General features: G+C 61.9%; 20 protein-coding genes. 14 read left to right on the top strand and 6 right to left on the bottom strand.

The annotated features are described in order from the left end of the window. Positions 1 to 19: 19 nt before the first annotated feature. Entirely contained in the window at positions 20 to 691 is a 672-nt protein-coding gene (locus NKI64_RS19505; protein ID WP_352669487.1) for a winged helix-turn-helix domain-containing protein, read from the bottom strand. A gap of 225 nt (positions 692 to 916) precedes the next feature. Here NKI64_RS19505 and NKI64_RS19500 point away from each other — a divergent pair, with 225 nt between their 5' ends. Next, positions 917 to 1918, top strand: a complete 1002-nt coding sequence (locus tag NKI64_RS19500) for a LacI family DNA-binding transcriptional regulator (RefSeq protein WP_023726706.1) — start codon at positions 917 to 919, stop codon at positions 1916 to 1918. Positions 1919 to 1923: 5 nt separating this feature from the next. Here the strand turns inward: NKI64_RS19500 and ocd are convergent, their stop codons facing one another. Both ocd and rocF read right to left on the bottom strand, forming a co-directional pair. After that, positions 1924 to 2985, bottom strand: coding sequence for an ornithine cyclodeaminase (ocd, locus tag NKI64_RS19495; protein WP_352669484.1), 1062 nt, complete (start codon positions 2983 to 2985; stop codon positions 1924 to 1926). After that, positions 2982 to 3917 carry an arginase gene (rocF, locus tag NKI64_RS19490; protein WP_023672153.1) on the bottom strand — a complete coding sequence of 312 codons (936 nt, stop codon included), beginning with the start codon at positions 3915 to 3917 and terminating at the stop codon, positions 2982 to 2984. The genes ocd and rocF overlap by 4 nt, the downstream gene beginning before the upstream one ends. A gap of 146 nt (positions 3918 to 4063) precedes the next feature. On the opposite strand from rocF, the gene NKI64_RS19485 reads away from it, so the two are divergent. From NKI64_RS19485 to NKI64_RS19470, 4 genes are all read left to right on the top strand, one after another. After that, the gene (locus tag NKI64_RS19485; RefSeq protein ID WP_352669480.1) at positions 4064 to 4504 is read left to right on the top strand and encodes an Lrp/AsnC family transcriptional regulator; all 441 of its coding nucleotides are present in this window, start codon (positions 4064 to 4066) and stop codon (positions 4502 to 4504) included. A gap of 590 nt (positions 4505 to 5094) precedes the next feature. Next, positions 5095 to 6309, top strand: coding sequence for a glycosyltransferase family protein (locus NKI64_RS19480; protein ID WP_023752843.1), 1215 nt, complete (start codon positions 5095 to 5097; stop codon positions 6307 to 6309). A 1-nt stretch (position 6310) separates the two neighbouring features. Further along, on the top strand, positions 6311 to 7555 hold the full coding sequence (locus NKI64_RS19475; RefSeq protein WP_352669477.1) for a glycosyltransferase: 1245 nt from the start codon (positions 6311 to 6313) through the stop codon (positions 7553 to 7555). Then, on the top strand, positions 7552 to 8700 hold the full coding sequence (locus NKI64_RS19470) for a glycosyltransferase family protein (RefSeq protein ID WP_023740144.1): 1149 nt from the start codon (positions 7552 to 7554) through the stop codon (positions 8698 to 8700). Before NKI64_RS19475 ends, NKI64_RS19470 begins: the two co-directional genes overlap by 4 nt. Here the strand turns inward: NKI64_RS19470 and NKI64_RS19465 are convergent. After that, the gene (locus NKI64_RS19465) at positions 8678 to 9349 is read right to left on the bottom strand and encodes a class I SAM-dependent methyltransferase (RefSeq protein WP_081726163.1); all 672 of its coding nucleotides are present in this window, start codon (positions 9347 to 9349) and stop codon (positions 8678 to 8680) included. The genes NKI64_RS19470 and NKI64_RS19465 overlap by 23 nt on opposite strands. Positions 9350 to 9615: 266 nt before the next feature. Here NKI64_RS19465 and NKI64_RS19460 point away from each other — a divergent pair, with 266 nt between their 5' ends. The 3 genes from NKI64_RS19460 to NKI64_RS19450 all read left to right on the top strand — a co-directional run bounded on the left by NKI64_RS19460 (position 9616) and on the right by NKI64_RS19450 (position 13795). Further along, positions 9616 to 12330 carry an ABC transporter transmembrane domain-containing protein gene (locus tag NKI64_RS19460; RefSeq protein ID WP_023687623.1) on the top strand — a complete coding sequence of 905 codons (2715 nt, stop codon included), beginning with the start codon at positions 9616 to 9618 and terminating at the stop codon, positions 12328 to 12330. A 34-nt stretch (positions 12331 to 12364) separates the two neighbouring features. Further along, entirely contained in the window at positions 12365 to 12832 is a 468-nt protein-coding gene (locus tag NKI64_RS19455) for a cyclic nucleotide-binding domain-containing protein (protein WP_023672144.1), read from the top strand. 111 nt (positions 12833 to 12943) lie between these two features. Then, positions 12944 to 13795, top strand: a complete 852-nt coding sequence (locus NKI64_RS19450) for an MBL fold metallo-hydrolase (RefSeq protein ID WP_352669474.1) — start codon at positions 12944 to 12946, stop codon at positions 13793 to 13795. A gap of 1 nt (position 13796) precedes the next feature. Here the strand turns inward: NKI64_RS19450 and NKI64_RS19445 are convergent, their stop codons facing one another. Together NKI64_RS19445 and NKI64_RS19440 are read right to left on the bottom strand one after the other, a co-directional pair. Continuing rightward, positions 13797 to 14555, bottom strand: a complete 759-nt coding sequence (locus tag NKI64_RS19445) for a polysaccharide deacetylase family protein (RefSeq protein ID WP_352669471.1) — start codon at positions 14553 to 14555, stop codon at positions 13797 to 13799. Further along, positions 14552 to 15640 carry a glycosyltransferase family 4 protein gene (locus NKI64_RS19440; RefSeq protein WP_023834527.1) on the bottom strand — a complete coding sequence of 363 codons (1089 nt, stop codon included), beginning with the start codon at positions 15638 to 15640 and terminating at the stop codon, positions 14552 to 14554. Before NKI64_RS19440 ends, NKI64_RS19445 begins: the two co-directional genes overlap by 4 nt. 74 nt (positions 15641 to 15714) lie before the next feature. Here NKI64_RS19440 and NKI64_RS19435 point away from each other — a divergent pair, with 74 nt between their 5' ends. The 6 genes from NKI64_RS19435 (at position 15715) to NKI64_RS19410 (ending at position 24658) form a co-directional block, all read left to right on the top strand. Further along, entirely contained in the window at positions 15715 to 16893 is a 1179-nt protein-coding gene (locus NKI64_RS19435) for a DUF3095 domain-containing protein (protein WP_031196755.1), read from the top strand. 303 nt (positions 16894 to 17196) lie between these two features. Continuing rightward, positions 17197 to 18537 carry an adenylate/guanylate cyclase domain-containing protein gene (locus NKI64_RS19430; RefSeq protein WP_023672139.1) on the top strand — a complete coding sequence of 447 codons (1341 nt, stop codon included), beginning with the start codon at positions 17197 to 17199 and terminating at the stop codon, positions 18535 to 18537. Positions 18538 to 18688: 151 nt separating this feature from the next. After that, complete coding sequence (locus NKI64_RS19425) at positions 18689 to 20584, top strand: ABC transporter ATP-binding protein (protein WP_023745921.1); 1896 nt, start codon at positions 18689 to 18691, stop codon at positions 20582 to 20584. Next, positions 20581 to 22479, top strand: a complete 1899-nt coding sequence (locus tag NKI64_RS19420) for an ABC transporter substrate-binding protein (RefSeq protein ID WP_023740137.1) — start codon at positions 20581 to 20583, stop codon at positions 22477 to 22479. The genes NKI64_RS19425 and NKI64_RS19420 overlap by 4 nt, the downstream gene beginning before the upstream one ends. A gap of 2 nt (positions 22480 to 22481) precedes the next feature. After that, complete coding sequence (locus tag NKI64_RS19415; protein ID WP_023672136.1) at positions 22482 to 23480, top strand: ABC transporter permease; 999 nt, start codon at positions 22482 to 22484, stop codon at positions 23478 to 23480. After that, positions 23477 to 24658 (top strand): ABC transporter permease, encoded by a 1182-nt coding sequence (locus tag NKI64_RS19410; RefSeq protein ID WP_031193182.1) that lies wholly within the window; start codon positions 23477 to 23479, stop codon positions 24656 to 24658. The genes NKI64_RS19415 and NKI64_RS19410 overlap by 4 nt, the downstream gene beginning before the upstream one ends. Positions 24659 to 24730: the final 72 nt, after the last annotated feature.

Genomic DNA, 24730 nt, shown 5'->3' with positions numbered 1-24730 from the left:
GTTTCTGTCATGCCGCGCCTCAGTCGTGAACACTGTAGCCAGTGTTGCGCACGGTGTGGATCAACGCGGTTTCGAACGGCCTGTCGATCTTGGCGCGCAGCCGGCTGATATGGGTTTCGACGACGCTGGTCTTGGGGTCGAAGTGAAAATCCCAGACCCGTTCCAGAAGCATGGTGCGGGTGATGACGCGGCCCTCGCCGCGCATCAGCACTTCGAGCAGGCTGAATTCGCGCGGCTGCAGGTCGATCGCCTGGCCCTGCCTGGTGACGCGGCGCTGGATCAGGTCCATTTCGAGGTCTGCGATGCGCAGCGTCGTCTTCAGCTCCTGCGCCGCAGGGCGACGGCCGAGCGCGTTGATGCGGGCGAGCAGTTCGGAAAAGGCGAATGGCTTGACGAGATAGTCGTCGCCGCCGGCCTCGAGCCCCTCGACGCGATCGTCGACGCCGCCGACCGAGGTGAGAAAGATCGCCGGCGTGCGCACGCCCGCTGCCCGCACCGCCTTGATCATCGACAGGCCGTCGAGGCCGGGCAGCATGCGGTCGACGACGATCACGTCATAGGCATCGCGTGTCGCGGCAAACAGCGCGTCGCGGCCATCGCGCCTGAGGTCGCAGATATGGCCTGCCTCGCCAAGGCCCTTGACGACATAGTCGGCGGTGCGTGGGTCGTCCTCGACAAGGAGAAGTCGCATCGTTGTTCCGATGGTTGGCGATTGAGCAGTTCGCGGCTCTCGAACCTTATCCGGTTGCGACAACAGGTCGACCACCAAGCACCCAGCCTTGCGGCTTTTTCTTGGCGGCAGATCGCTCCGCTCAGCAGGTTGCTCAAAGGAACATTGACACTCGAAAGCTGCGCTCTAGCGTGCGACACATCCGGTTACCCAATCAATTAGGCTAATCGAGTCAGGGGACAAGAAATGACGACGATTGCCGATGTCGCGCGCCATGCCGGAGTGTCGGTCGCAACCGTCTCGCATGTGATGAACCGCACGCGCCATGTCGAGCCGGAGACGGCCGAGCGCGTGCATTCGGCCATCGCCGCCTTGCGCTACAGTCCGAACACGCTGGCGCGCAGCCTGAGGCGCGGCGAGACCAAGACCATCGGCCTGCTGCTGCCGGACAATTCCAATCCGTTCTTCGCCGGCGTGGCACGCCAGATCGAGGATGCCGGCTTCCTTGCCGGCTATACGGTGATCCTGTGCAACTCCGACGGCAGCGCCGAGAAGGAGGAGCGCTACCTCCAGGTGCTGATGGCCAAGCAGATCGACGGGCTGATCTTTGCCGGCTCGTCCGATCATGCGCGGGTGTTCTCCAGCCTTCTGCCCGGCGTCCCGGCGGTGCTGATCGACCGCGAGATCCATTCGGTCAATGTCGATTCCGTGCTGGTCGATCACGATTATGGCGGCTATCTCGCCGGCCGCTATCTGGCCGGGCTCGGTCACGAGAAGATCGGCGTCATCGGCGGCCCGCGCGATTCCAGCTCCAGCCCCGCCCGCCTGCGCGGCTTCGCCAGGGCGCTGCAGGAAGCGGGCCTCGACCTGCCGCCGGCCTCGGTGGTGGATTCCGACTACCACTTCGCCGGCGGCCGCACGGCGATGGAGCGGCTGATGGCGCAGGCGCCGGGGATCACGGCGCTGTTTGCCTGTAACGATCTGATGGCCATGGGCGCGCTGACAGTGCTGCGCGGGCGCGGATTGCGGGTCCCCGGCGACATGTCGATGATCGGCTTCGACGACATACCCTATGCCGTCACCACCTGGCCGCCACTGACGACGATCGCACAGCCGGTCGAGAAGATCGGCACCCGCGCCGTCAGCCTGCTGCTCGAGCGGGTTGCCGAGCCGGCGGCGCATTCGCGCCGCGAAGTGCTCACCCCGGTGCTCGTCGAACGGGAGAGCTGCGCGCCGTTGCGCGGCTGAAGCCCTCAGGCGGCTGCCGGCTGCAGCGCTGCCCTGAGCAGCATGCCGAAGAGGTCGCGCGGCTCGTCGGGATCGGCGAGCAGGTCGAGCTCCTCGTAGAGGCCGGTGGCCTGAAGCTGGTCTCTGATATAGCGCAGTGCGGAAAAATCCTCGGTGGCGAAGCCGACGGAATCGAACAAGGTGATCTGTTCCGCCGTCTTGCGGCCTTCCGCCTTGCCGGTCATCACCTGCCACAACTCGGTCACCGGATGGTCGGCGTGGAGTTGCTGGATTTCGCCCTCGATGCGCGTCTGCGGCGGGAACTCGACGAAGATGTCGGAGCGCAAAAGGATGTCGCGGTGCAGTTCCGTCTTGCCGGGGCAGTCGCCGCCGACCGCGTTGATGTGCACGCCGGAACCGACCATGTTGTCGGTGAGGATGGTGGCGGACTGCTTGTCGGCGGTCACCGTGGTGATGATGTCGACGCCTTCCACCGCATCCTGGCCGGTGGCGCAGATGGTGATGTCGAAGCCCTTGCCGGCGAGGTTGCGGGCGCATTTCTCGGAAGCCGAGCGATCGATGTCATAGAGCCGCAGCCGGTCGATGCCGAGCAGCGCTTTGAAGGCGACAGCCTGGAATTCGGACTGGGCGCCGTTGCCGATGATGGCCATCGAGCGCGCGCCCCTGGGCGCCAGATATTTGGCAGCGACCGCGGAGGTGGCCGCGGTGCGCAGCGCCGTCAGGATCGTCATTTCGGTGAGCAGCATCGGATAGCCGGAGCCGACATCGGCGAGCACGCCGAAGGCGGTGACGGTCTGGCGGCCCTCGCGCATGTTCTTGGGGTGGCCGTTGACATATTTGAAGCCGTAGAGCCTGCCGTCGCTGGTCGGCATCAGCTCGATGACGCCGTCATGGCTGTGCGAGGCGATGCGCGGCGTCTTGTCGAACAGCTCCCAGCGGCGAAAATCCTCCTCGATATAGGCGGCGAGTTCGGTGAGGAACCGCTCGACGCCGATGGTCAGCACCAGCTTCATCATGCGGTCGACGCTGACGAAGGGGACGATGGCAAGGCGGGAAGGCTGGGTCATGCAATGCTTCCGGAATGGCTGCGGGTCGGGCGGTCCATGATGCGCCGGCCCATCAGGCTGGCGGCGAGGTCGACAATCAGCGTGGCGGTGCGGCCGCGCTCGTCGAGGAACGGGTTGAGCTCGACCAGATCAAGGCTGGAGACCAGGCCGCTGTCGGACAGCATCTCCATCACCAGATGCGCCTCGCGGAAGGTGGCGCCGCCGGGCACGGTGGTGCCGACGGCCGGCGCGATGGAGGGGTCGAGGAAGTCGACGTCGAGGCTGACATGCAGCAGGCCGTTTGCCTTTTCGACGATGGCCAGGAAGGCGCGCAGCAAAGGTGCGACGCCGTGCTCGTCAATGGTGCGCATGTCGTGCACGGTAACCCCCGCTTCGCTCAGCGCCCGGCGCTCCGCCGGATCGACGCTGCGCAGGCCCATGACGCAGATGTGGGCAGGGTCGACGGCGACAGGCAGGTCCGGGAAATAACCGTTGAAGCCCGGCCGGCCGCTGGCATAGGCGAGCGGCACGCCGTGCAGATTGCCGCTGACGGTGGTATCGAGCGTGTGGAAATCGGGATGTGCGTCGAGCCACAGCACGAAGAGCGGCCGGCCGCGTTCGGCGGCGCGGCGGGCTATGCCCGACACCGTGCCGGCCGATATCGCGTGGTCGCCGCCAAGGAAGATCGGCATGGCGTTCCGCGAAGCCGCATAGGCGGTCTCGGCTATCGCCGCGGTCCAGGCGGAAATCTCCGGTAGGGCCTTCAGCGCGAGATTGCCATGGACGATTGCGCGCACGGCGGCCGGTTGCACCGCGCCCCAGTCCTCGACCTCATGGCCGAGTTCCGACAGCACCGAGACAAGCCCGGCCGTGCGCAGCGCGCTCGGCCCCATCTCGCATCCCATCCTGCCGGCGCCGTCCTGCACCGGCGCGCCAACGATCCTGCAGCGCATGGTTTTTGGTGTCCTTGCAAATTGATTGGGCAATTGATGCGTGGAATGAACCATCCTGGACCGGCAGTTTGAACAGGCGAAATTGGCATTTCGAGAAGAATGATTTATCATTCCGATAAGTCGCTTTGGTCAAAGTGGGTAGAATCATGGACTTGCTTGACGAAAGGCTGGTCACGCTGCTCAGGCATGATGCCCGGCGCAGCATCTCCGATCTCGCGGTCGATCTCAGGGTGTCGCGCGCTACGGTCAGGGCGCGCATAGAGCGGCTGGAAAAGTCAGGTGAGATCATCGGCTACACGGTGGTGCTGCGCGCCGACGCCGTCGACCAGCGGATACGCGGCGTGATGATGATCGAGATCGAAGGCCATGCCGCGGATCGCGTGGTCCGGGCGCTTGGCGGCCTGGCCGAGGTTTCGACCATTCACACCACCAATGGCCGCTGGGACCTAGTGGTCGAACTCGGCACTGCATCGCTCACCGATTTCGACGCGGTGCTTAGGCGGATACGGCTCATCCCGGGGATAACCGGCAGCGAGACAAGTCTGCTGCTGGCAACGCCGAGGACGACAAGGGCAAGGTTGGCGTAGCCGTCCTTCCGGCCGGCGTGTTCACGCAAAGCTTTGTGACGGATCTGGCGAATGGGTCGCCTGGCTGACGAATCTCATTGGGGCCGCAGCTATCCTCCACATGACGGAGCAAGCCGGATGACGCGAGATTGCACCAGCTTGAACGGTGCAAGGACCGGACGCTTGCCACAGGCCAAGGCTGATGGCAGGATAAAAGGCCGCAACGTGCGGCCTCTGGCGGCCGTTGTGTTTCGATGGATTATGAAGCATTTTCCCAAGGTGCGGGTTCTCCTCACAATGTGCGGCAGCCTCGTTTCGCCTTGGTCGCCCTTGATTTTTCGCAATGTGCGCTTTGCCTGCCTCAGGCCGCAGGGCATTTAATTCCACGGGGTCAAGCCTCATGACAGAGATTTGTGCTCGGGCCGTCTATCGTCGGCGAAGACAAGGCATGGCGCCACAATCAGCGCCCCCTGGCATTCGTGACCAGGTGAAGAATGCCGTTGCGTACCTCTCGCCCCCATGTTTCAAAACAGGTCGATAGACCCGCGAGAATGGTTTCGAAGCCTGCGGGGTTGCCCACGGTCCGGCGAGAATTCTAAAAGACGTTCACAATGACACAGCACGCAAAAGACGCACGAATTCTCATGTACAGCCACGACACGTTCGGGCTCGGCCATTTGCAGCGTTGCCGAACGATCGCTCATTCGCTGGTCGGGGATTTCCGCGGACTTCAGGTGCTAATCATTTCGGGCGCCACCATCGCCGGCGCCTTCGACTACCGCGCCCGCGTCGACTTCGTGAAGATTCCCAGCGTCATCAAGCTGCGCAACGGCGAATACACCTCGCTGGAAAAGGACATCGATCTGCACGAGACGCTAAGGATGCGGCAGTCGATTATCCGCCACACGGCCGAGAGCTTCCGGCCGGATATCTTCATCGTTGACAAGGAACCGCTGGGGCTGCGCGGTGAGATCGAGGATACGCTGTCCTACCTCAAGACGCGGGGCACCACGCTCGTGCTTGGCCTGCGCGAGGTGATGGACGCGCCGCATTTGCTCGAAGCGGAGTGGGCACGCAGGGATGTGATGCGTAAGATTGGCCTGTTCTACGACAAGGTCTGGGTCTATGGCCCGCCGGATTTCTACGATCCGTTGACCGGCCTGGACGTGCCGCCGGCGGTCAGGGCAAAGATGAAGTTCGTCGGTTTCCTGCAACGGAGCCTGCAGCAGAACCAGTTGCCCGGCCACCGGCCCGAGGGCGACTATATCCTGGTTACCACCGGTGGCGGCGGTGACGGCGCCGACCTGATCCACAACGTCATCGAGGCCTATCAGCAGGATCCGCGATTGCAGCACCGGGCGCTGATCGTGCTTGGGCCCTACATGCCGGCGCGCAAGCGCAACAAGCTGGTCCGGAAGGGGGCCAAGATCCCCTATGTCAAGATCATCGAATTCGACAACCGGATGGAAGAGCTGATTGCCGGCGCCAAGGCGGTGGTGGCGATGGGCGGTTACAACACCTATTGCGAGATACTGTCTTTCGACAAGCCGGCGCTGATCGTGCCGCGCGTCACGCCGCGCGAGGAACAGCTGATCCGGGCACGGCGCGCAGCCGAACTCGGCCTCATCGAGATGCTTTTGCCCGAGGAGGCCGAGGATGCCCAGCGGTTTGCCGATGCGCTGCAGGTTTTGCCGGGCCGGCCGCGCCCATCGCAGAGCAATGCGCATCTGACGCTGGAAGGGCTGCCTCATATTTCCGAAATCGTCGCGGAACTGCTCGACCGGCGGGCCGGCCATCACCTTTCGGTCATTGAAGGCATGAACTGAGTTGCAACACCGCAAGATCGTCGTGGTTCTGAAGGGCTACCCGCGGCTGTCGGAAACCTTCATCGCGCAGGAGCTGCTCGGTCTGGAGCGTGCGGGGTTCGACCTGATACTTTTCGCGCTCAGGCGGCCGACCGACGCAAAACGTCATCCCGTGCATGACGAGATCAAGGCCCCCGTCCATTATCTGCCGGAATATCTGCACAGAGAGCCGCTGCGCGTGCTTCGGTCGCTGTTTGCCTGTCTGCCGCGGCCTGGCTTCTGGCGCGCGCTCAAATCGCTCGCTGCCGATATCCGCCGCGACTTTACCCGCAATCGCGCGCGGCGCTTCGGGCAAGCGCTGGTGCTGGCGGCCGAATGGCCGCAAGATGCCGGATGGCTGCATGCCCATTTCGCGCACACGCCGGCATCGGTGACGCGCTATGCCAGCCAGCTTCGTGGCTTGCCCTGGAGCTGCTCAGCCCATGCCAAGGACATCTGGACGTCGGCGGACTGGGATCTGGCCGGCAAGCTTTCCTCGGCGCGCTGGACGGTCACGTGCACGAAAACCGGCTTCGACCATCTGAAAAAACTCGCCAACGGCAGTTCGTCCGTGCATCTGAGCTATCATGGGCTCGACCTTGACCGCTTCGGCAGTTTCGGCGAGGCGCGAAAACAGCGTGACGGCTCGGCGCCGGCCGAACCGGTCATGATCTTGAGTGTCGGACGCGCCGTTGAAAAGAAAGGCTATGATACGTTGCTGGAGGCTCTTGCCCTCTTGCCTGGCGATCTGGCGTGGTGTTTCGAGCATATCGGTGGCGGCGAGGAACTGAAGCGGCTGAAGGCGCTGGCGCAAAGGCTCGGGCTGGAGGGGCGCGTCTCCTGGAAAGGCGCGCTGGCGCAGGAGGAGGTGCTTGAGCACTACCGCAGCGCCGACATCTTCGCTTTGGCCTGCAGGATCACCGCGGACGGCGACCGGGACGGCCTGCCGAATGTTCTGGTGGAGGCGGCCAGCCAGCGGCTTGCCTGCGTGTCGACCGATATTTCCGGCGTGCCGGAGCTTTTATCGTCGGATGAAACCGGGCTGCTGATTCCCTCGGAAAACCCGACTGCCCTGGCACAGGCGCTGGAGCGCCTGATCCGCGATCCCGTCCTGCGCGCCCGCCTCGGCGACGCCGCGGAGCGGCGCGTGCGAAGCAATTTCGACCATGTGGCAGGCATTGGACAGCTCAAGGAACTGTTCGAGCGGGAGTGGCGGGTCGCCGAATGAAGCGGCTGCGCGCTTTCTTCTATGTTCAGCACCTGCTCGGCATCGGCCATCTCGCGCGCGCCAGCCGCATTGCGGCGGCTCTGGTCGATGACGGGTTCGACGTCACCGTCGTGACCGGCGGAGCGCCGATCGCGGGATTTCCGGGATCGGGTGTAAAATCCGTGACCCTGCCGCCTGTCACCTCCGGTGACGAAGGGTTTTCCGGACTTGTCGACCTGCAGGGCAAAGCCATCGACGATGATTTCAAGACGCGGCGCTCAGAGATGCTGCTGCAGGCTTTCCGGAATTACAGGCCCGACATCGTCATTATCGAGGCGTTTCCCTTTGGACGCCGGCAGATGCGTTTCGAACTCTTGCCACTGATCGAGGCCATCGAAGCGACATCGCCAAGACCGCTGCTGGCGGCGTCCGTCCGCGACATCCTTCAGGAGCGCGTGAAGCCGAGCCGAAACGAAGAAACGGTCGATCTCGTCAACAGGCATTTCGATCTTGTCATGGTCCATGGCGATCCGGCTTTCGCAACCATCGACAAGACATTTCCGCTGGCTGGGGCGATCAGGGCCGAGGTCGCCTACACCGGGCTCGTTGCCGCGCCGCCGGCGCAAGCGGCCTCAGAGCGCTTCGACGTTCTGGTGTCGGTTGGCGGCGGGGCGGCCGGAAAGAGCCTTGTCAGATCCACCGTCGCGGCGGCGCGAAATGCCGATAACGCCTGGACATGGTGTTTGATCACCGGCCCAAACCTGCCGAAGGACGAGTTTGACGCGATTTCACGCGATGCCTCCCCACGCCTGTCCATCTTCCGGTTCCGCGAGGATTTCGCCAGCCTGCTGACCGGCGCCCGCCTGTCGGTCTCGCAGGCGGGTTACAACACGGTCTGCGATGTCATGCGCGCGGGGTGTCGCTCGCTGCTCGTTCCATTTGCAGCCGGCGGGGAAACCGAGCAGACGCGTCGCGCTCTGATGCTCGAAGAGCTCGGTCTTGCAACGGTGCTGACGGAACAGGACCTGACGCCTGAAGGTCTGGCGCATGCGATCGAGCAGGCGCTTGCCGGACCGCCGCCAGCCGCGCATCGTCTCGATCTGGAAGGGGCGCGGCGCTCGGCGCAAATCCTGTGCGAGCGCTTCAAACAGCTCCGATCAGCATGAAGCGTGTATAATTTTTTGTCGGCAATTCGCCGGAGAACCTGATCTGCCGCAGCGCCGCCATGGCTTCGAAGGCTGCAAGTGACGCCACGCAGTTGATGTGCGTCGGCTCGCTGAAATAATCGTTCGACTGCAGCAGCACGTTCGTACCCCGCGGAAGCAGGGCAAGCCAGGCGCTGAGATCGGCTATGTGTTCGCAGCTCGTATTGACCACCAGGTCAGGCCCGCCGGCGGCATAGTCGAGTGTGTACATATCTGCCGTCAGCGCTTGAAACCGCTCGCCGGCTTGCCGGTTGAGTGTCCGGGCGACCGCGCCGACTTCGGGATCGATGTCGATGCTGTCGATCGCCCCGATGTCGAAGCGGGCGTCATTGAAAAGCATCGCCGGCAATACGCCGTACCATCCACCCAGAACCCATATGCGCTCGAACCGGCCGCCGCAGCTTTCGAACAGCCTGTCGAGCGCCCACATCTTGCAGGCGACCTGCTTGTGGTTGAAGGCATTGGCGATATCGGCCTGCGGATGCTTGGCGATGACGCGCGCCAGCCCGGCCACGAGAGGGTGGTCGACATAGGCGGCAATTCCCCGCGTGAGGTCCAGGGCTTGCTCATGCCCACCCATGCCGGCATTGCGTGGTTGCGTGACATCCATCATATTCGTCTTCTATGTTGGGATTTCGGGCGACACAACGCAATCTTGCCTCTTGCAAGCCTGTTCGACTTGCGGACGCGACTGTGGCGCAAGCCGTTTCGCCATTGACCGGAGGAGGCCGATTGCATTTGTCCGGACCATCGGCGCCCATCCGTCTGGCGCGCAGCTGCCGCTTCGAACTGGTCGATGGCAGCGAAGACATGGCCGATACACCATTCGCCAGCAGGTGCCTTTACATTCTGCATCCTTCAAACTGACAATCGCATATGGAAACCAGCCTAGCCCGCTATATCTGGACGCACACCAGGAAGCAGCAGCTCTGGATATTGATGATCGTCGTGCTTTCGATGGTCCCGTATTTCATGTCGTTCGACCTGCCGAAGCTGATCGTCAACGGCCCGATCCAGGGCAAGGGGTTCGAGCAACCGGGCGCGACCCTGCCATTCATGAGGTTGCACTATAACCTGCCGTTCATCGGCGAGGTGCAGTTCTTCTCCGGTTTTCAGCTCGACCGCACGTCGACGCTGCTTGCGCTCAGCCTTGTTTTCCTCTTGCTGGTCGTCATCAACGGCTTGTTCAAGCTCTACATCAACACTTACAAGGGCCGGCTCGGCGAACGCATGCTGCGGCGTATTCGTTTCGATCTGGTCGATCGTGTGCTGCGGTTTCCGCCGGTTTACTTCAAGCGGGTGAAATCCGCCGAAGTGGCGACCATGGTGAAGGACGAGGTGGAGCCGCTGGGCGGCTTCATTGGCGATGCCTTCCTGCAGCCGGTGCTGCTCGGCGGCCAGGCGCTGACGGCCATGCTGTTCATCATGGTCCAGAACGTCTGGCTCGGAATGATAGCGGTCGTGATCGTGGCGATCCAGATCGTGCTTATCCCGCGAATGCGGCGGCGGCTGCTCGTGCTCGGGCGCCAGCGGCAGTTGACGGCGCGCGCGCTTTCAGGCCGGGTTGGCGAAATCGTCGACGGCATCGGCGCGGTTCACGTCCACGATACGTCGAACTACGAGCGCGCCGACATAGCAGCCCGGCTCGGGCTCATCTTCAAAATCCGCTTCGATCTTTACCAATGGAAATTCATGGTAAAGTTCCTCAACAATTTTCTCGCGCAGCTCACGCCCTTTCTGTTTTACATGATCGGTGGCTATCTGGTCATCCAGGGGAGGTTGGATGTCGGCCAGCTCGTGGCCGTGATCGGCGCTTACAAGGACTTGCCCGGACCGATGAAGGAACTGATCGACTGGGATCAGGACCGGCAGGATGTCCAGGTCAAATATCAGCAGGTCGTCGAACAGTTCACCGTCGAGAATATCATCGCGCCGGAAATCGGAGCACTGACGGTCGACGATCCCGATCCGATGACCAAGCCGCTGTCGGCGGTCAGCCTGTCGATAGCAGACGATGGCGGCGCAATGCTCCTCAATCGCATCTCGCTCGAGGTCAAGCCGGGTGAGACGGTGGCTCTGGTCAGCACCGCAACAGGGGGAGCGGAGGCGCTTGCGGAAGCCTTTGCGCGGCTGACCTGGCCGGACAGCGGAAGGATCGTTTCGGGCTCCGATGACTTGCTTGATCTCCCCGAAGCCGTGACCGGCCGGCGCATGTCCTACGCTTCGTCGGATGTTTTCCTGTTCCAGGCAAGCCTGCGCGACAATTTGCTCTACGGTTTGAAGCATGCGCCGCTGACATCGGTGACATATGACGGCGCAGCGGCGGACCAGCACCGTTGGAATATCGACGAGGCGCGCCGGTCGGGCAATCCGGATCTCGATATCCGCAGCGACTGGATCAACTATGCCTCCGCCGGCGCCACCGGCCCGCACGACCTCTTCGAAGCCGTGCGCCGGGTGCTCGACGCGGTTCTTCTGTCGCGCGACATTCTGGATCTTGGCTTGCGCTCTTCGGCCGACCTCAAGCGCCACACGAAGCTTGCCGAGCGGATCGTCGAATTGCGTGCGGCGCTGCGAACCCGGTTGGAGGAAGAAGGCCTGAGCGCGCTGGTGGTTCCTTTTGAACCGGGCGCCTACAACAAGGAAGCGACGATCGGCCAGAACCTGCTCTTCGGCGCTGCGGCCGGCCCCGAACTGGCTCACAAGGCACTGGCGTCCAATCCCTATTTTGCTTCCGTGCTGAAGCAAGCCGGCCTCGACCGCACGCTCTACGAAATGGGCATGGAGATCGCCGAACAGGCGATCGAGCTGTTTGCCGACCTGCCGCCCGAACACCAGTTCTTCCAGCAGCTCGCCTTCATGAGCGCCGAGGAGATACCCGCCTACGAAACCTTGCTGCAACGGCTCAAGAATCGCCCCTACGATGCGGTTTCGGAGAACGACCGCGCCATGATGGTCACGTTGAGCTTTGCCTATATCGAGCCCCGGCATCGCTTCGGCCTCTTGACCGACGAGCTGATGAGCAAGATCATCGCTGCACGCAACCAGTTCTATGAAAACCTGCCGGCCGAGCTGGAGAAAGCTGTCGAACGGTTTGACCCTGCCAAATACATCGCCGCGGCCACCGTCATGGACAACGTCCTGTTCGGGCGTGTCGGCAACAACCATCCCGACGCGCCGGACCGCATTCGCTCCATCGTCTATGATATTCTTGACGAACTGGGGCTTTATGCCGAGCTTCTGGATGTCGGCCTGGACTTCAACGTCGGCGCCGCCGGCAGGCGGCTGACCGGCGGACAGCGACAGAAGCTCGATGTTGCCCGCGCCTTGCTCAAGCGTCCCGATTTCCTCATTCTCAATCGGCCGCTGTCGGCGCTCGACCAGCGCGTGCAGGACAAGGTGCTGCGGAATGTGCTCGACGAAGCCAGACGCGACGGCCATTCGCCGGCAATTGTGTGGGTGGTGACGAATCCGGCAATGGCGACGATGTTCGACCGGGTTGTGGTCTTTGACTCAGGCCAATTGGTGGAAGACGGAACACACGAGACACTCTTGGCGGGAAACGGTATCTTCAAGGAACTTGTGTCATAGTCTGGCAAACGCGAATTCAGGAAGGTTTGCGACAATGCTGCTCAAGGATGAAGTTGGAATGCTGCAACGCGTTCCCTTGTTCTCTGGCATCGAGCCGACAAAGCTCAAGCTGCTCGCGTTCACGTCCGATCGCGTGAACTACAGTGCCGGCCAGATTCTTTTCCGGCAGGGCGACGAGGCAGACGCCGCCTATGTCATCCTTTCTGGCAGCGCGGATATTCTGGTCGATTCCGACAATGGGCCGATCAAAGTTGCCGAATTGCTGCCAAATTCGATCGTTGGCGAGATTGCCATATTGTGCAACAGCTCCCGTACTGCCACCGTCAAAGCGGCAAGTGAGCTGGAGGCCTTGAGAATCCGCAAGGACCATTTCCTGAGGCTTATGAAGGAGTTTCCCGAAATGACCATCGAGATATTGCGGGTTCTTGCCGATAGGCTAAGCAGTACGACCGCGGACCTGATCGACGCACGAACGGCCGAGAGCGATTCACAGTTGCACTGAAGCGGCGAGCCGCTCTGTTTCTTTGTTTGGATGCAGTTTCCGGAACCGTGTCACACCTTTCCTGGAACGACTCTGGCAGCAGTTGGTTGGCTACGATGGGCGAAAGGGTGCATGGACGACGATTTCTTCCTTGTCAGGTTTTGGGGCGTGCGCGGCAGCATTGCGGTGTCGGGGCCAGAATTTGCTCGCTATGGCGGCAACACGATCTGCATCGAGATGCAATGCGGCAATCATACGCTTCTGTTCGACGCGGGCTCCGGCCTGCGGCCTGCCGGCAGGACGCTTCGAGCGTCGGGCGTCACCGATTTCGACCTGTTTTTTACCCATTGCCATTACGATCACATCATCGGGCTGCCGGCTTTCAAGCCTATTTATGAACGAGGCATCAAAGTTACGCTTTGGTCCGGGCATCTCGCTGGACGCATGACGACGCGGCAGATGGTCGATGAATTCATTCGGCCGCCATGGTTTCCGGTGACACTCGGTGTCTGCAAGGCGAGCCTCGACTGCCGCGATTTCGCATCCGGAGACCTGCTTCGGCCACGCGAAGGAGTTGTTGTACGAACCGGTAGTCTTACCCATCCGGGCGGCTGCATCGGCTACCGGGTCGAATGGGGGGGCCGCGTCGTGGCGGTCATCACAGACACCGAGCACGAGCCGGGCAAACTCGACCAGGCGGTGCTCGGCCTGATCAGAGATGCCGACCTCGTCATTTACGACTGCACCTACACCGAGGAGGAAATGGAGCGCTACCGCGGCAACGGGCACTCGACATGGCAACAGGGCGTCAAGCTCTGCGAGGCGGCCGGCGCGCGCGGGCTTGCGCTGTTTCACCACGATCCGGCACGCACCGACGATGAGCTGGACGAGATGGAGAAACTGGCCAAAAACAGATTTGCCGGCGCTTTTGCGGCGCGGGATGGCCAGACGCTCACATTTCCAGTCTTGCACAAAAAGCGCTGAGCTATTTTCCGGCGCTGCGTTCTGTCAGTGTGCTGATCGGAAGCCATGCGCAGGCGTCGGTCCGCGCGGTGATCGTGAACAGCCGTTCGAGGAAAAGCCATGCCGATTCATCATGGACGAGATGGTGGGTGAGCAGGCCGACCGGTTCGCCGCCGTCGAATGCACGCTGCAATTGCGCGACGATGGCCTGAACCAAGAGACCATGATCGCGGCAGCCGCGCGTGCCATGCCAATCCATGATGTCGACATTGCTGTTGATGACCGCCAGGGAAGCCGGCCTTGGCGGCCCGAACACCGACAATGCCGCAAATCCTATCGATCCGAGGTCGGGTACCAGGCCGACATCGATCCGGTTCCAGGGCGGCACCAGCATCGGAACCGCACGTGCGCCGTGCAGGCCGGTTACACGCGACAGCCCGCCGGCCAGCTCATCCAGCACCACCTCGCGTGGCCGATGCGCGCCGAGCTCCTGCTTTTTTTGACCCTCGGGCGCATGATTTCGGTGCGCCCAGCCATGAATGGCGACCGTGGCATGCGGCGCCGCGTCAAGCCGGACGACAAGCTTCCCGTCGGTCTGGGCCGGAATGACGGCCAGAGTGACCGGAACCGCGAAGTCACCGGTGAGGTCGAGCAAGCGATCGAGTGCCGGCGTTGGATCCACGGCGTCATCGTCGCGCAGCCAGAACTCTGCCTTGCGGCCCGCCCGTTGCCGGTGCGCCAGCTCGTCCACCAGGGGCTGCCAAGTCGGGTCGGATGTCATGACAACGGGATCATCTTGAGAAGTTCCGCAAGACGGGCCTTTGCAGCACCGAGAGAGCGTTCTTCGAGAACGAAACGTCTGGCCTCTGCAGCCATGATGGTTCTTTCGTCATTATCGGCCAGAAGCCTTGCAATTGCGGAAGCGAACGCCGCCAGATCGCCCGGCGGGGTGAGAAACCCGGTCTGGCCATGCCGCACAACCTCCGGCACGCCGGCAATGTCCTGAGCCACCACCGGAAGGCCGGCGGCCTGTGCTTCAAGATAGGCAATGCCATAGGCCTCGCCGTAACCCGGCCAGACGTAGATTCCCCCGCGATAGAGGACATCCGGCACGGCGACCGGCTCAATCGCGCCAAGCCATTCGATACGGTCGGCGGGCAAGCCGGCGAATTGAGCCTTTACCTCGTCACGGGCAGGTCCGTCCCCGACGACCGACAGCGTCCAGGGGAGGTGGCCGATCAACCCGAGCGCCTGCGCCAGCATGCGATAGCTCAAGACCTTGTCGCCCGGGCGCATCATGGCGACGGTCACGAGGCGCGTCGGATAATCCAGTACCGGCATTTCGTGGAATGCCGATGTGTCGATGAAGGGTGAAAGCATACCGAGAGCGGCGTGGGGAACAGCATCCGCCAGCCCCTGGCGATCCCTTTGCGTGAAGCAGATGTTCAGCGCCGCCTGCTCGATGGCTCGCGCCACCAATGCCTGGCTATCGGCCCACGAACCGGCGTTGCGCCGTTCGGAATAGGAGGCTTCGGCCGTCACATAGGGGACAGCAAAGGCCAACGCCAGCTCGGGCCCGATCAGGTCGGGCGCCTTGTAGTAGGGATGATAGGAGAACCAGAGATCGGGCTTGCCGTCACGGTCCCAAAGCCTTGTCAGTCGCGCGGCTTCGTCCCGGGCCTCGATCATGAGCGCATCGAAACTTTTCGGTTCCGGCTGGCGTAGATAGAAGCGCAACTCCGATGCCAGTTCGACGCTATGCCCGCCATGCTGCAGCGCCTGGACCAGCATCCGTGCCATCTGGCGGTCGCCGGAGACAACGGGATGATTGGGCGACTTCAGCGGGGCGTAGAAGGCAATTCGCATCGCGCGATCCTATCATCGCAAAGCCTGCCCAAGTCAATTTCGAGGCATGATCGACTTCACCTTCAAGCGCAGGAATGTGCTATCTGATGCTTATGGAAACAGCAGTCGCGTCCGACCCGTTCGTCGCTTCTTTGCCGGTCTTCGCAAAGTTCGAAAGCGTTGCCGATATCGACAACTATCGGCCTCTCCCCGATGGCTGGGCGCTGGCCACCGCCGACATCGTCGGCTCGACCAAGGCGATCGAGGCCGGGCGCTACAAAACCGTCAATATGGCCGGCGCCAGCGTCATTTCGGCGCTGCTCAATGCACTGGGCCGGCAAGATCTTCCCTTCGTCTTCGGCGGCGACGGCGCGCTCGTGGCGTTTCCCGGCTCGGCGCTGGAGATCGCCCGTAACGCGCTGGCTTCTGTCCAGAGATGGGTGGCGGACGAACTGGACCTGACCTTGCGTGCCGCAATCGTGCCGATAAAGGACATAAGAGCGCAAGGCCTCGACGTTCGCGTGGCGAGGTTCCAGGCCTCCGAAGCAGCCTTCTATGCCATGTTCGCCGGCGGCGGCGGCAGTTGGGCGGAAGCCGAAATGAAAGCCGGGCGCTACCGCGTCGACCCCGCCCCGGCCGGCGCGCGGCCGGATCTGACCGGCCTCTCCTGCCGCTGGAACCCGATCGAAGCCCGGCATGGCGAAATTGTCTCGATCATAGCCGTGCCGGGGGCATCGCGCGACTTGCGTGGTTTCCAGTTTCTGGCTTCCGACATCATCGCCCTTGCCGGCAGGCAGGAGCGCGATGGCCACCCGGTGCCGGTGGACGGTCCGGCCTATAGTCTCTTGCCCGCCGGTCTCGATGTCGAGGCACGGGCCACGGCGCCGCCGGGGCGGCGGTGGCTGGCCAAGCTGTGGGTGATCTTCCTGATGACGCTTACGGCCGTCACCGACAAATTGGGCTGGACGATCGGCGGTTTCGACCCGAAGGTCTACAAGCGCGAGGTGGCCAGCAATTCGGATTTCCGCAAGTTCGACGACGGCTTGAAGATGACCATCGACGTCGACGCGGATGTGTTGCAGCGGATCGAGAACCGGCTGAAACAGGCGGAAGAGGCCGGCATCTGCAACTATGGCCTACACCGCCAGAAGTCGGCCTTGATGACATGCCTCGTCATCTCGCCGCTGCAGCGCGATCATGTTCACTTCATCGATGGCGCCGCCGGCGGCTATGCAATGGCTGCCGCAAGCCTGAAGGCGAAGGCGCCGGTCTGACGACGGCTTGGGGAAATCGATTTTCCGCAATGCGCCTCGGCCATGGTTCTTGAGACCCGGCGAGCCCGACGGTGCCTGAGCCGACCAATTTTTTGCGCGATGTCAGGATCGGGATTGCACTTCGCCGGCAGCCTCGCCACATAGTGTCGCAGGTGATTTGTGCGGTCGACGTCTGCTTGCTTCCTGCAAGGACAGTCATTTGGGATATTCTTCGCCGGCTTCTGCCCCCGAAGCCGGCTTCATTGACTTCGAGAATTTGCGGATCAAAGGAGATGGCTCGTCTTCGACGGGTTTCGAGATAGCATGAGCACAGCGCAAGCAGAAATTTCCAACATTCTCATGGATAAGGTTGCCGATTGGCTGACCCAATCGGCGTTGGCGGGCGACGACCTGGAAACATTGGTCAAGGGTTTTTGTGAACGGCTGGCTGCTGCCGGCCTGCCGCTGAAGCGGGTGCATTTGAGCTTTTCGATGCTGCATCCGCTTTATGACGCGCTCGGTTTCACCTGGATTCGCGGCCAAGGCCTGGAAGTGGAAGGCTTCCGGAGTGAGAACGGCGTCCATTCCGACAGATTCCTGACCAGCCCATACTACCATCTGCTCAGCAACAAGCTCGACCATCTGCGGCGCCGGCTCGACCCGTCGGTGCGGTCGGAGTTTCCTGTTTTCGATGAGCTCAGGCTTATGGGCGTCACCGATTACATGGCTTTCGTCCATCCCTTCAACGGCGATACAAGTCAGGGCATGTTGGGGTCCTGGTCCACCGACAGTGCTTCAGGCTTCAGCGACAGCATGATTTCGGCGCTGCTGCGGATCCAGAACCATCTCGCTATAGCAAGCAAGATGGCGGTGCTCACCAAGCTCGCCGACAACATGATGACCACGTATCTCGGCGGTGACGCCGGCAGGCGCGTGCTGGACGGCCAGATCAAGCGCGGCGAGGGCGATACAATCCGGGCCGCGCTGGTGATGGGCGATATGCGCGGGTCGACAAGGCTCGCCGAAACCTCCGGCCGCGAAGTCTATATCGATACGCTGAACCAGTTTTTCGATGCCATCGCAGCACCTTTCAATCGCAAAGGCGGGCAGATCATGAGTTTCCTGGGGGATGGATTCATTGCCGTCTACCCCTGCGAAAGGCACCGCGCGCAGTCAGAGATCGCCTGCCAGGCTGCTCTTGCGGCTGCGCACAAGGCCAGCATGCGCATGATGGAGCTCAATCTGCGCAGAAAAGAGCAAGGACTGGGCGATATAAAATTTGGTATCGGCCTGCATGTCGGCAATGTGATGTTCGGCAATGTCGGGCTTACCGACCGACTCACATTCTCCGTCTTCGGCTCGGCTGTAAACGAGGTCCAGCGTCTCCAGACCCTCACCAAGAAATATCCGCACAGCGTTCTCGCCAGCAAGGACTTCGCCGGTTATTGCGGGGCCAACAGTTGGCTGACGCTCGGCGAGGAGGAACTGGCGGGCAGCAAGCAGAAGCTGACGGTGCTTTCACCCGATCTGTCGGGTGCTCTCGCACTCGATGAAGACGCTGCGCTGCAGCCGTTTCACGATCGGATATCGGACGCCGAGCAGGTCATGCTGCTTCATCGCGATGCCGCGCGGCTGTCGGCGGGCGACCGGAGGAAGCTCCAGTAGTCACCACCATCCGATCTGGACGCCCTGGTATGCTGTCCGGCCGCCGGTCGCCGGGGAATTCGTTTCGAATCCAAGTTGCTCTGCGCTGACAATGCGCTAGTCTTGCTTTTTGGGGCCGGTCGGGAGGCGCCAGATTGGGGCTGGTGTGGGAATGGATGCAGGCGTTGATCTGCTGCGGATCGAAGATGTTGGCATCTCTTTTGCCATTGTCGGGGGACCGTTGCATGCCGTCAGGCGGGCAAATCTTCGCGTCCTGCCCGGCAAGGTCACCGCACTTGTCGGTGAGTCCGGTTCCGGAAAATCGGTTCTCAGCCAGGCGGTGATGGGCATCTTGCCGAACACGGCCCATGTTCGCGGCCGTATCCTGTTTTCCGATCCCAAAAAGCCCGGCACGACGCAGGATATCCTGCAGATGCCGCGAGACGGACCCGAAATCCGGGCGTTGAGAGGCAGCCGCATCGGCAAGATCTTTCAGGAGCCGATGACATCGCTGTCGCCGCTGCACACGATCGGCAACCAGGTCAGCGAATCCCTGCAGATTCATACGCACATGGACCGGACGGAGCGCAAGGCACGGACCGAGGAAATGCTCGGCCTCGTCGGGTTTCCCAATCCCAAGCGCGCCTACGACATGTATCCGTTCGAACTTTCGGGAGGATTGCGGCAACGCGCTATGATCGCCATGGCGCTTATCTGCCGGCCCGCTCTGTTGATCGCCGATGAGCCGACAACGGCGTTGGACGTCACCATCCAGGCGCAAATCCTGCAATTGCTTCGTGGACTCCAGACCAAGCTCAACATGGCAATGCTGCTGATCACACACGACCTCGGCGTGGTTGCCAATGTCGCCGACGAGGTGGTCGTCATGTACCATGGCGAGATCATGGAAGCGGGCCCTGTGGAGGCAATATTCCGCCGGCCAGGCCACCCTTACCTGAAGGGCCTCATGGCAGCCGTTCCGCATTTCGACCTGAAGCCTGGCGAAAGGCTGAAGGCGCTCCGCGAGGTGCCGGTGAATGTCGGGACCCTGCTGGGCAAGCAGACGGCGCCGGAAGCGAAAGGGCCGGACGACATTCTGCTGTCGGTCAGGGATCTGAAAAAGGTCTACACCATCCGCAACTCCGGATGGTTCAGCGGGAGCAATCAAACCTCTGTTCGCGCCGTGGACGGCGTGAGCTTCGACATCAGGCGGGGTGAGTGCCTGGGCCTGGTTGGCGAAAGCGGCTGCGGCAAAACCACCGTCAGCAAGATCCTGATGCGGGCCGTCACCCCTACCGGCGGCTCCGTGATCTTCAACGGCCGCGACGGACCGATCGACGTCCTGGAAGCAGAGGGAGACGCCCTGCGCTTGCTGCGGGCGAAACTCCAGATGGTCTTCCAGGATCCGGTTTCGTCGCTTTCGCCTCGCATGACAGTGGAAAACATCTTGAGCGAGCCGCTGGAAATCCATCAACGTGGCAATGCCGCGTCCCGGCTAGCCACAGTCAAGAGCCTGATGCAGGCAATCGGGCTCGATCCGCGCTTCATCCAGCGTTATCCCCACAGCTTCTCCGGCGGGCAGCGTCAGCGTATCGGCATTGCGCGCGCGTTGGCGCTGGGGCCTGAGCTGCTGATCTGCGACGAGCCGGTTTCGGCGCTCGATGTCTCCGTGCAGGCGCAGATCCTGAACCTTCTGAAGGACCTGCAGAAGGAACTGGGCCTGACCTACCTGTTCATATCCCACAATCTTGCGGTGGTGGACTACATGGCGGACCGCATCGCTGTGATGTGCGGCGGGCGTATCGTCGAGCTTGCACCGCGCGAAATTCTGCTCAGGAAACCGATCCACCCCTACACGCGCTCACTGCTCGCCGCAGTCCCCTTCCCTGATCTCGACCGGCCGATGGATTTCAAGATGCTGAACCTCGGCGGCGCTTCCGACACCAGCGCATGGGGACCGCAATTCCACGACGAGGGTGAGGAGGATACGCTGTCGCCGATCGATCTTGGCGGCGGCCACCTCGTGCTGGCCCGACGTTCGGCCGATATCAGCGAGCTACGCCATTGATCAGTCGTCGCACCGTCCTTGGACTGATGGCTTCGGCACTTCTTCCGGGCACGGCGCGTGCCGGAGATCTGGAGCCGGATTTTCTTCAGCCGCAGCTGACGGCCAAGGCGTTGCCGGCACTCGCTGAGCGCTTGCCCAAGAGCCCGCGCGCGTTGAACCTCGCTGCGATGGGCCGGCAGCCCGGCCAGTATGGCGGCACGCTGCGTACGATCATCGGCAGCCAGAAAGATATCCGGATGATGACGATCTACGGGTATTCCCGGCTGGTCGGTTATGACGAAAAACTTAATTTGCATGCCGACATTCTCGAAAGTTTCGACGTAGCGGATGATCGCATCTTCACTTTCAAGATACGGGAAGGCCATAAATGGTCCGACGGCAGCCTGCTGACGCCGGAGGATTTTCGCTATTGCTGGGAAGATGTCTGGCTGAACGATGAGCTTTCGCAAGGGGGGCTCGCCCCGACCCTGCTGGCGGACGGCCAGCCGCCGCGCTTCGAGATCGTCGATCCGCTGACGGTGCGCTACAGTTGGGACGCGCCCAATCCCGACTTCCTGCCCAAGCTCGCTGCTGCCGCGCCGATATCGCTCGTTCTGCCGGCCGCCTATCTCAAGCAGTTCCACAAGAAATACCAGGATCCATTCCGGCTCGCCGGCCTGATGAAGGAGAACCGGGCCAAGAAATGGACGCTCCTGCATATCCGCATGTCGCGGCAGTATCGCCCAGAGAACCCGGAATTGCCGACGCTCGATCCCTGGCGGAACCGGACCAAGCCGCCAGCCGAGCAGTTTATCTTCGAGCGCAACCCGTTCTTTCATCGAATAGACGAGAATGGCCGGCAACTGCCCTATGTCGACCAGATCATCATGAATGTCAGCTCGTCGGCGATCATCTCGGCCAAGACCGGTGCGGGGGAGAGCGACCTGCAATGCATGGGAATTGACTTCAGCGATTACTCCTTCCTGAAGGATGCGGAGAAGCGCTACCCGGTGAAGATGCATCTATGGAAACGCACTCAGGGCTCGCGGCTGGCGCTGCTGCCCAATCTGAATTGTGCCGACCCGGTGTGGCGTGCCCTTTTGAGAGACGTGCGCGTGCGCCGCGCACTTTCGCTTGCTGTAGACAGGCGTGAGATCAACATGGCCGTGTTCTATGGATTGGCGCAGGAAAGTGCCGATACGGTGTTGCCGGAGAGCCCGCTCTACCGGCCGGAATACGCGAAAGCCTGGATCGCCCATGATCCCGACAAGGCCAATGCCCTGCTAGACGAGGTCGGGCTTCAGGCCCGTGACGATGACGGCGTGCGGATGCTTCCGGATGGACGCTCTGCGCAGATCATCGTGGAAACGGCCGGCGAAAGCACGCTGGAAACCGACGCGCTCGAACTTATCACCGATCACTGGCGCAAGATCGGCATCGCTTTGTTCATCCGGACTTCGCAGCGCGACATCTTCCGCAGCCGCGCGCTTGGCGGCCAGATCATGATGTCGATGTGGTCGGGCATCGACAATGGCGTGCCGACCGCCGACATGAATCCGTACCAACTGGCCCCCACCATCGACGACCAATTGCAGTGGCCGCTCTGGGGTGCTCACTATCTGTCCCATGGCAAGATGGGTGAGGCGCCCGATCTTCCTGAAGTGGTCGAGTTGATGGCTTTGCTCAAGCGATGGAACGGATCGACCGAAGCCAGCGAGCGCGCCGAAATCTGGAACTCCATGCTGTCGATCTACACCGATCAGGTGTTTTCAATAGGCACGGTGAACGCAACGCATCAGCCGATTCTGGTATCCTCGCGGCTGCGCAACCTGCCTGACAAGGCACTTTTCGGCTATGACCCGACCTCCTATTTCGGTGTCTACATGCCGGACACATTCTGGCTTGGAGGCTCCTGAGCGTGCTTCGATATCTTGTCTGGCGCATCGCCGTGATGGTTCCAACGCTGCTGGTCATATCGGCGCTGGTGTTCACCATCATCGAACTTCCACCGGGCGATTATTTCGACAGCTATGTCGCTGAGCTTCGGGCCCAGGGCGAAGCGGTGGATTCCGACCGCATCCAGATGATGCGCAAGGAATATGGTTTCGACCAGCCGCCGGTCATTCGCTACTTCTACTGGGTGGGCGGGATGCTGCACGGCGATTTCGGCTATTCCTTCGAATATGAGCTGCCGGTTCGCGACGTCGTCGGCGACCGAATGTGGCTGACCGTGCTGGTTTCCTTCGTCACGATCATCTTCACCTGGCTCATCGCCTTTCCGATCGGCATGTACTCCGCCACGCATCAATACAGCTGGGGCGACTACGGCCTGACTTTCTTCGGCCTTCTCGGCCTTGCCATTCCGAATTTCATGCTGGCGCTGATCCTGATGTATTTCGCCAACATCTGGTTCGGCACGTCCATCGGCCACCTCATGGACCAGCAATATCTCGGCGAGCCGATGAGCTGGGCCAAGGCGAAGTCGATCCTCGCCCATCTCTGGATCCCGGTCCTGATCATCGGCACCGGCGGCACGGCGAGCATGATCCGGCGGCTGCGCGCCAATCTGCTCGACGAACTGCACAAGCAATATGTCGTTACGGCGCGCGCCAAGGGCCTGCATCCGTTCAAGGCGCTGGTCAAATATCCGCTGCGCATGGCGCTCAACTTCTTCATTTCCGACATCGGCTCGATCCTGCCGGCCATCATCTCCGGCGCTGAGATCACGGCTATCGTTCTGTCTTTGGAAACGACCGGGCCGATGCTGATCAAGGCGCTGCAAAGCCAGGATATGTATCTGGCAGGGTCATTCCTGATGTTCCTTGCCTTCCTGACGGTTATCGGCGTGCTGATTTCCGACCTGGCGCTGGCGCTGCTTGATCCACGAATTCGTTTGCAGGGTGGCAGCACCAAATGAAGCAGGACTCGCCGCTGCCCGCTCCGGGTGCTCCACTGCAACACTACATTTCCGGCGCGCCTTTCGACCTGCAGTCGGTCGAGGCGATGACGCCGGAGCAATCGAAGGTCTTTCAGGCATCGCAGTTGCGGCTGATGTGGTGGAAATTCCGCAAACACCGGCTTGCGCTTATATCCGGCATATTCCTGGCAGTGCTGTATTTAGGGATACTGATCTGCGAGTTCCTGGCGCCCTACAATCTGCACTCGCGCAACATGGACTACATCTATGCGCCGCCGCAGCACGTGCACCTGTTCCACAATGGCGAGTTCGTCGGGCCGTTCGTCTATGGCCGCCAGATGACGCTGGATATGGACACGCTCAAGCGGAACTACATCGAGAACCACGACGACGTTCAACGGCTCCGTTTCTTCTGCAAGGGCGACACTTATCGGTTCTGGGGCCTGATCGAAGGTGACAGGCATTTTGTCTGTCCTGCCGAAAACGGGCAGCTGTTTCTGGCGGGCACCGACAGGCTGGGGCGCGACGTGCTCTCGCGCATGATCTATGGCGCACGCATTTCACTGACTATCGGCCTCGTCGGCATCAGTTTCAGCTTCCTGCTCGGCATCGTCATCGGCGGACTGGCCGGCTATCACGGCGGTATCTTCGACTTGATCGTCCAACGGATAATCGAAGTCCTGCAATCGATTCCCAGCATTCCGCTATGGCTGGCCCTGGCGGCGATCATGCCGATAACGTGGAGTCCGATCCTGATCTATTTCGGCATCACCGTCATCCTCGGGCTGCTCGACTGGACCGGACTGGCGCGAGCCGTGCGTTCAAAGCTTCTGGCCTTGCGCGAGGAGGATTACGTTCTGGCCGCGCAGTTGATGGGCGCGGGGAGCAGCCGCATCATCAGGCGGCATCTCATTCCCGGCTTCATGTCGCATCTGATCGCGACGGCGACGCTCTCCATCCCTGGCATGATCCTGGGCGAAACGGCGCTGAGCTTCCTCGGGCTCGGCTTGAGGGCGCCGATAACCAGCTGGGGCATCCTGCTCACCGAGGCGCGCAGCGTCAGCGTGATCGCGTTCTATCCATGGCTGCTTTTGCCGATGCTGCCCGTCATCCTCGTCATCATGGCGTTCAACTTCCTCGGCGACGGCTTGCGGGACGCCGCAGACCCCTACAAGTGATATCGCTGTTCCACCGCCCGGCCTGCCGAACACTCCACCCGGTATGACGCTTGTCGGCGGCCGGTTGCGTTA

Source organism: Mesorhizobium sp. M0478 (assembly GCF_040321305.1).
Classification (GTDB): Bacteria; Pseudomonadota; Alphaproteobacteria; order Rhizobiales; family Rhizobiaceae; genus Mesorhizobium.
Note: the sequence above shows the minus strand (reverse complement) of the source record. Positions and strands in the feature narration are given on the sequence as shown.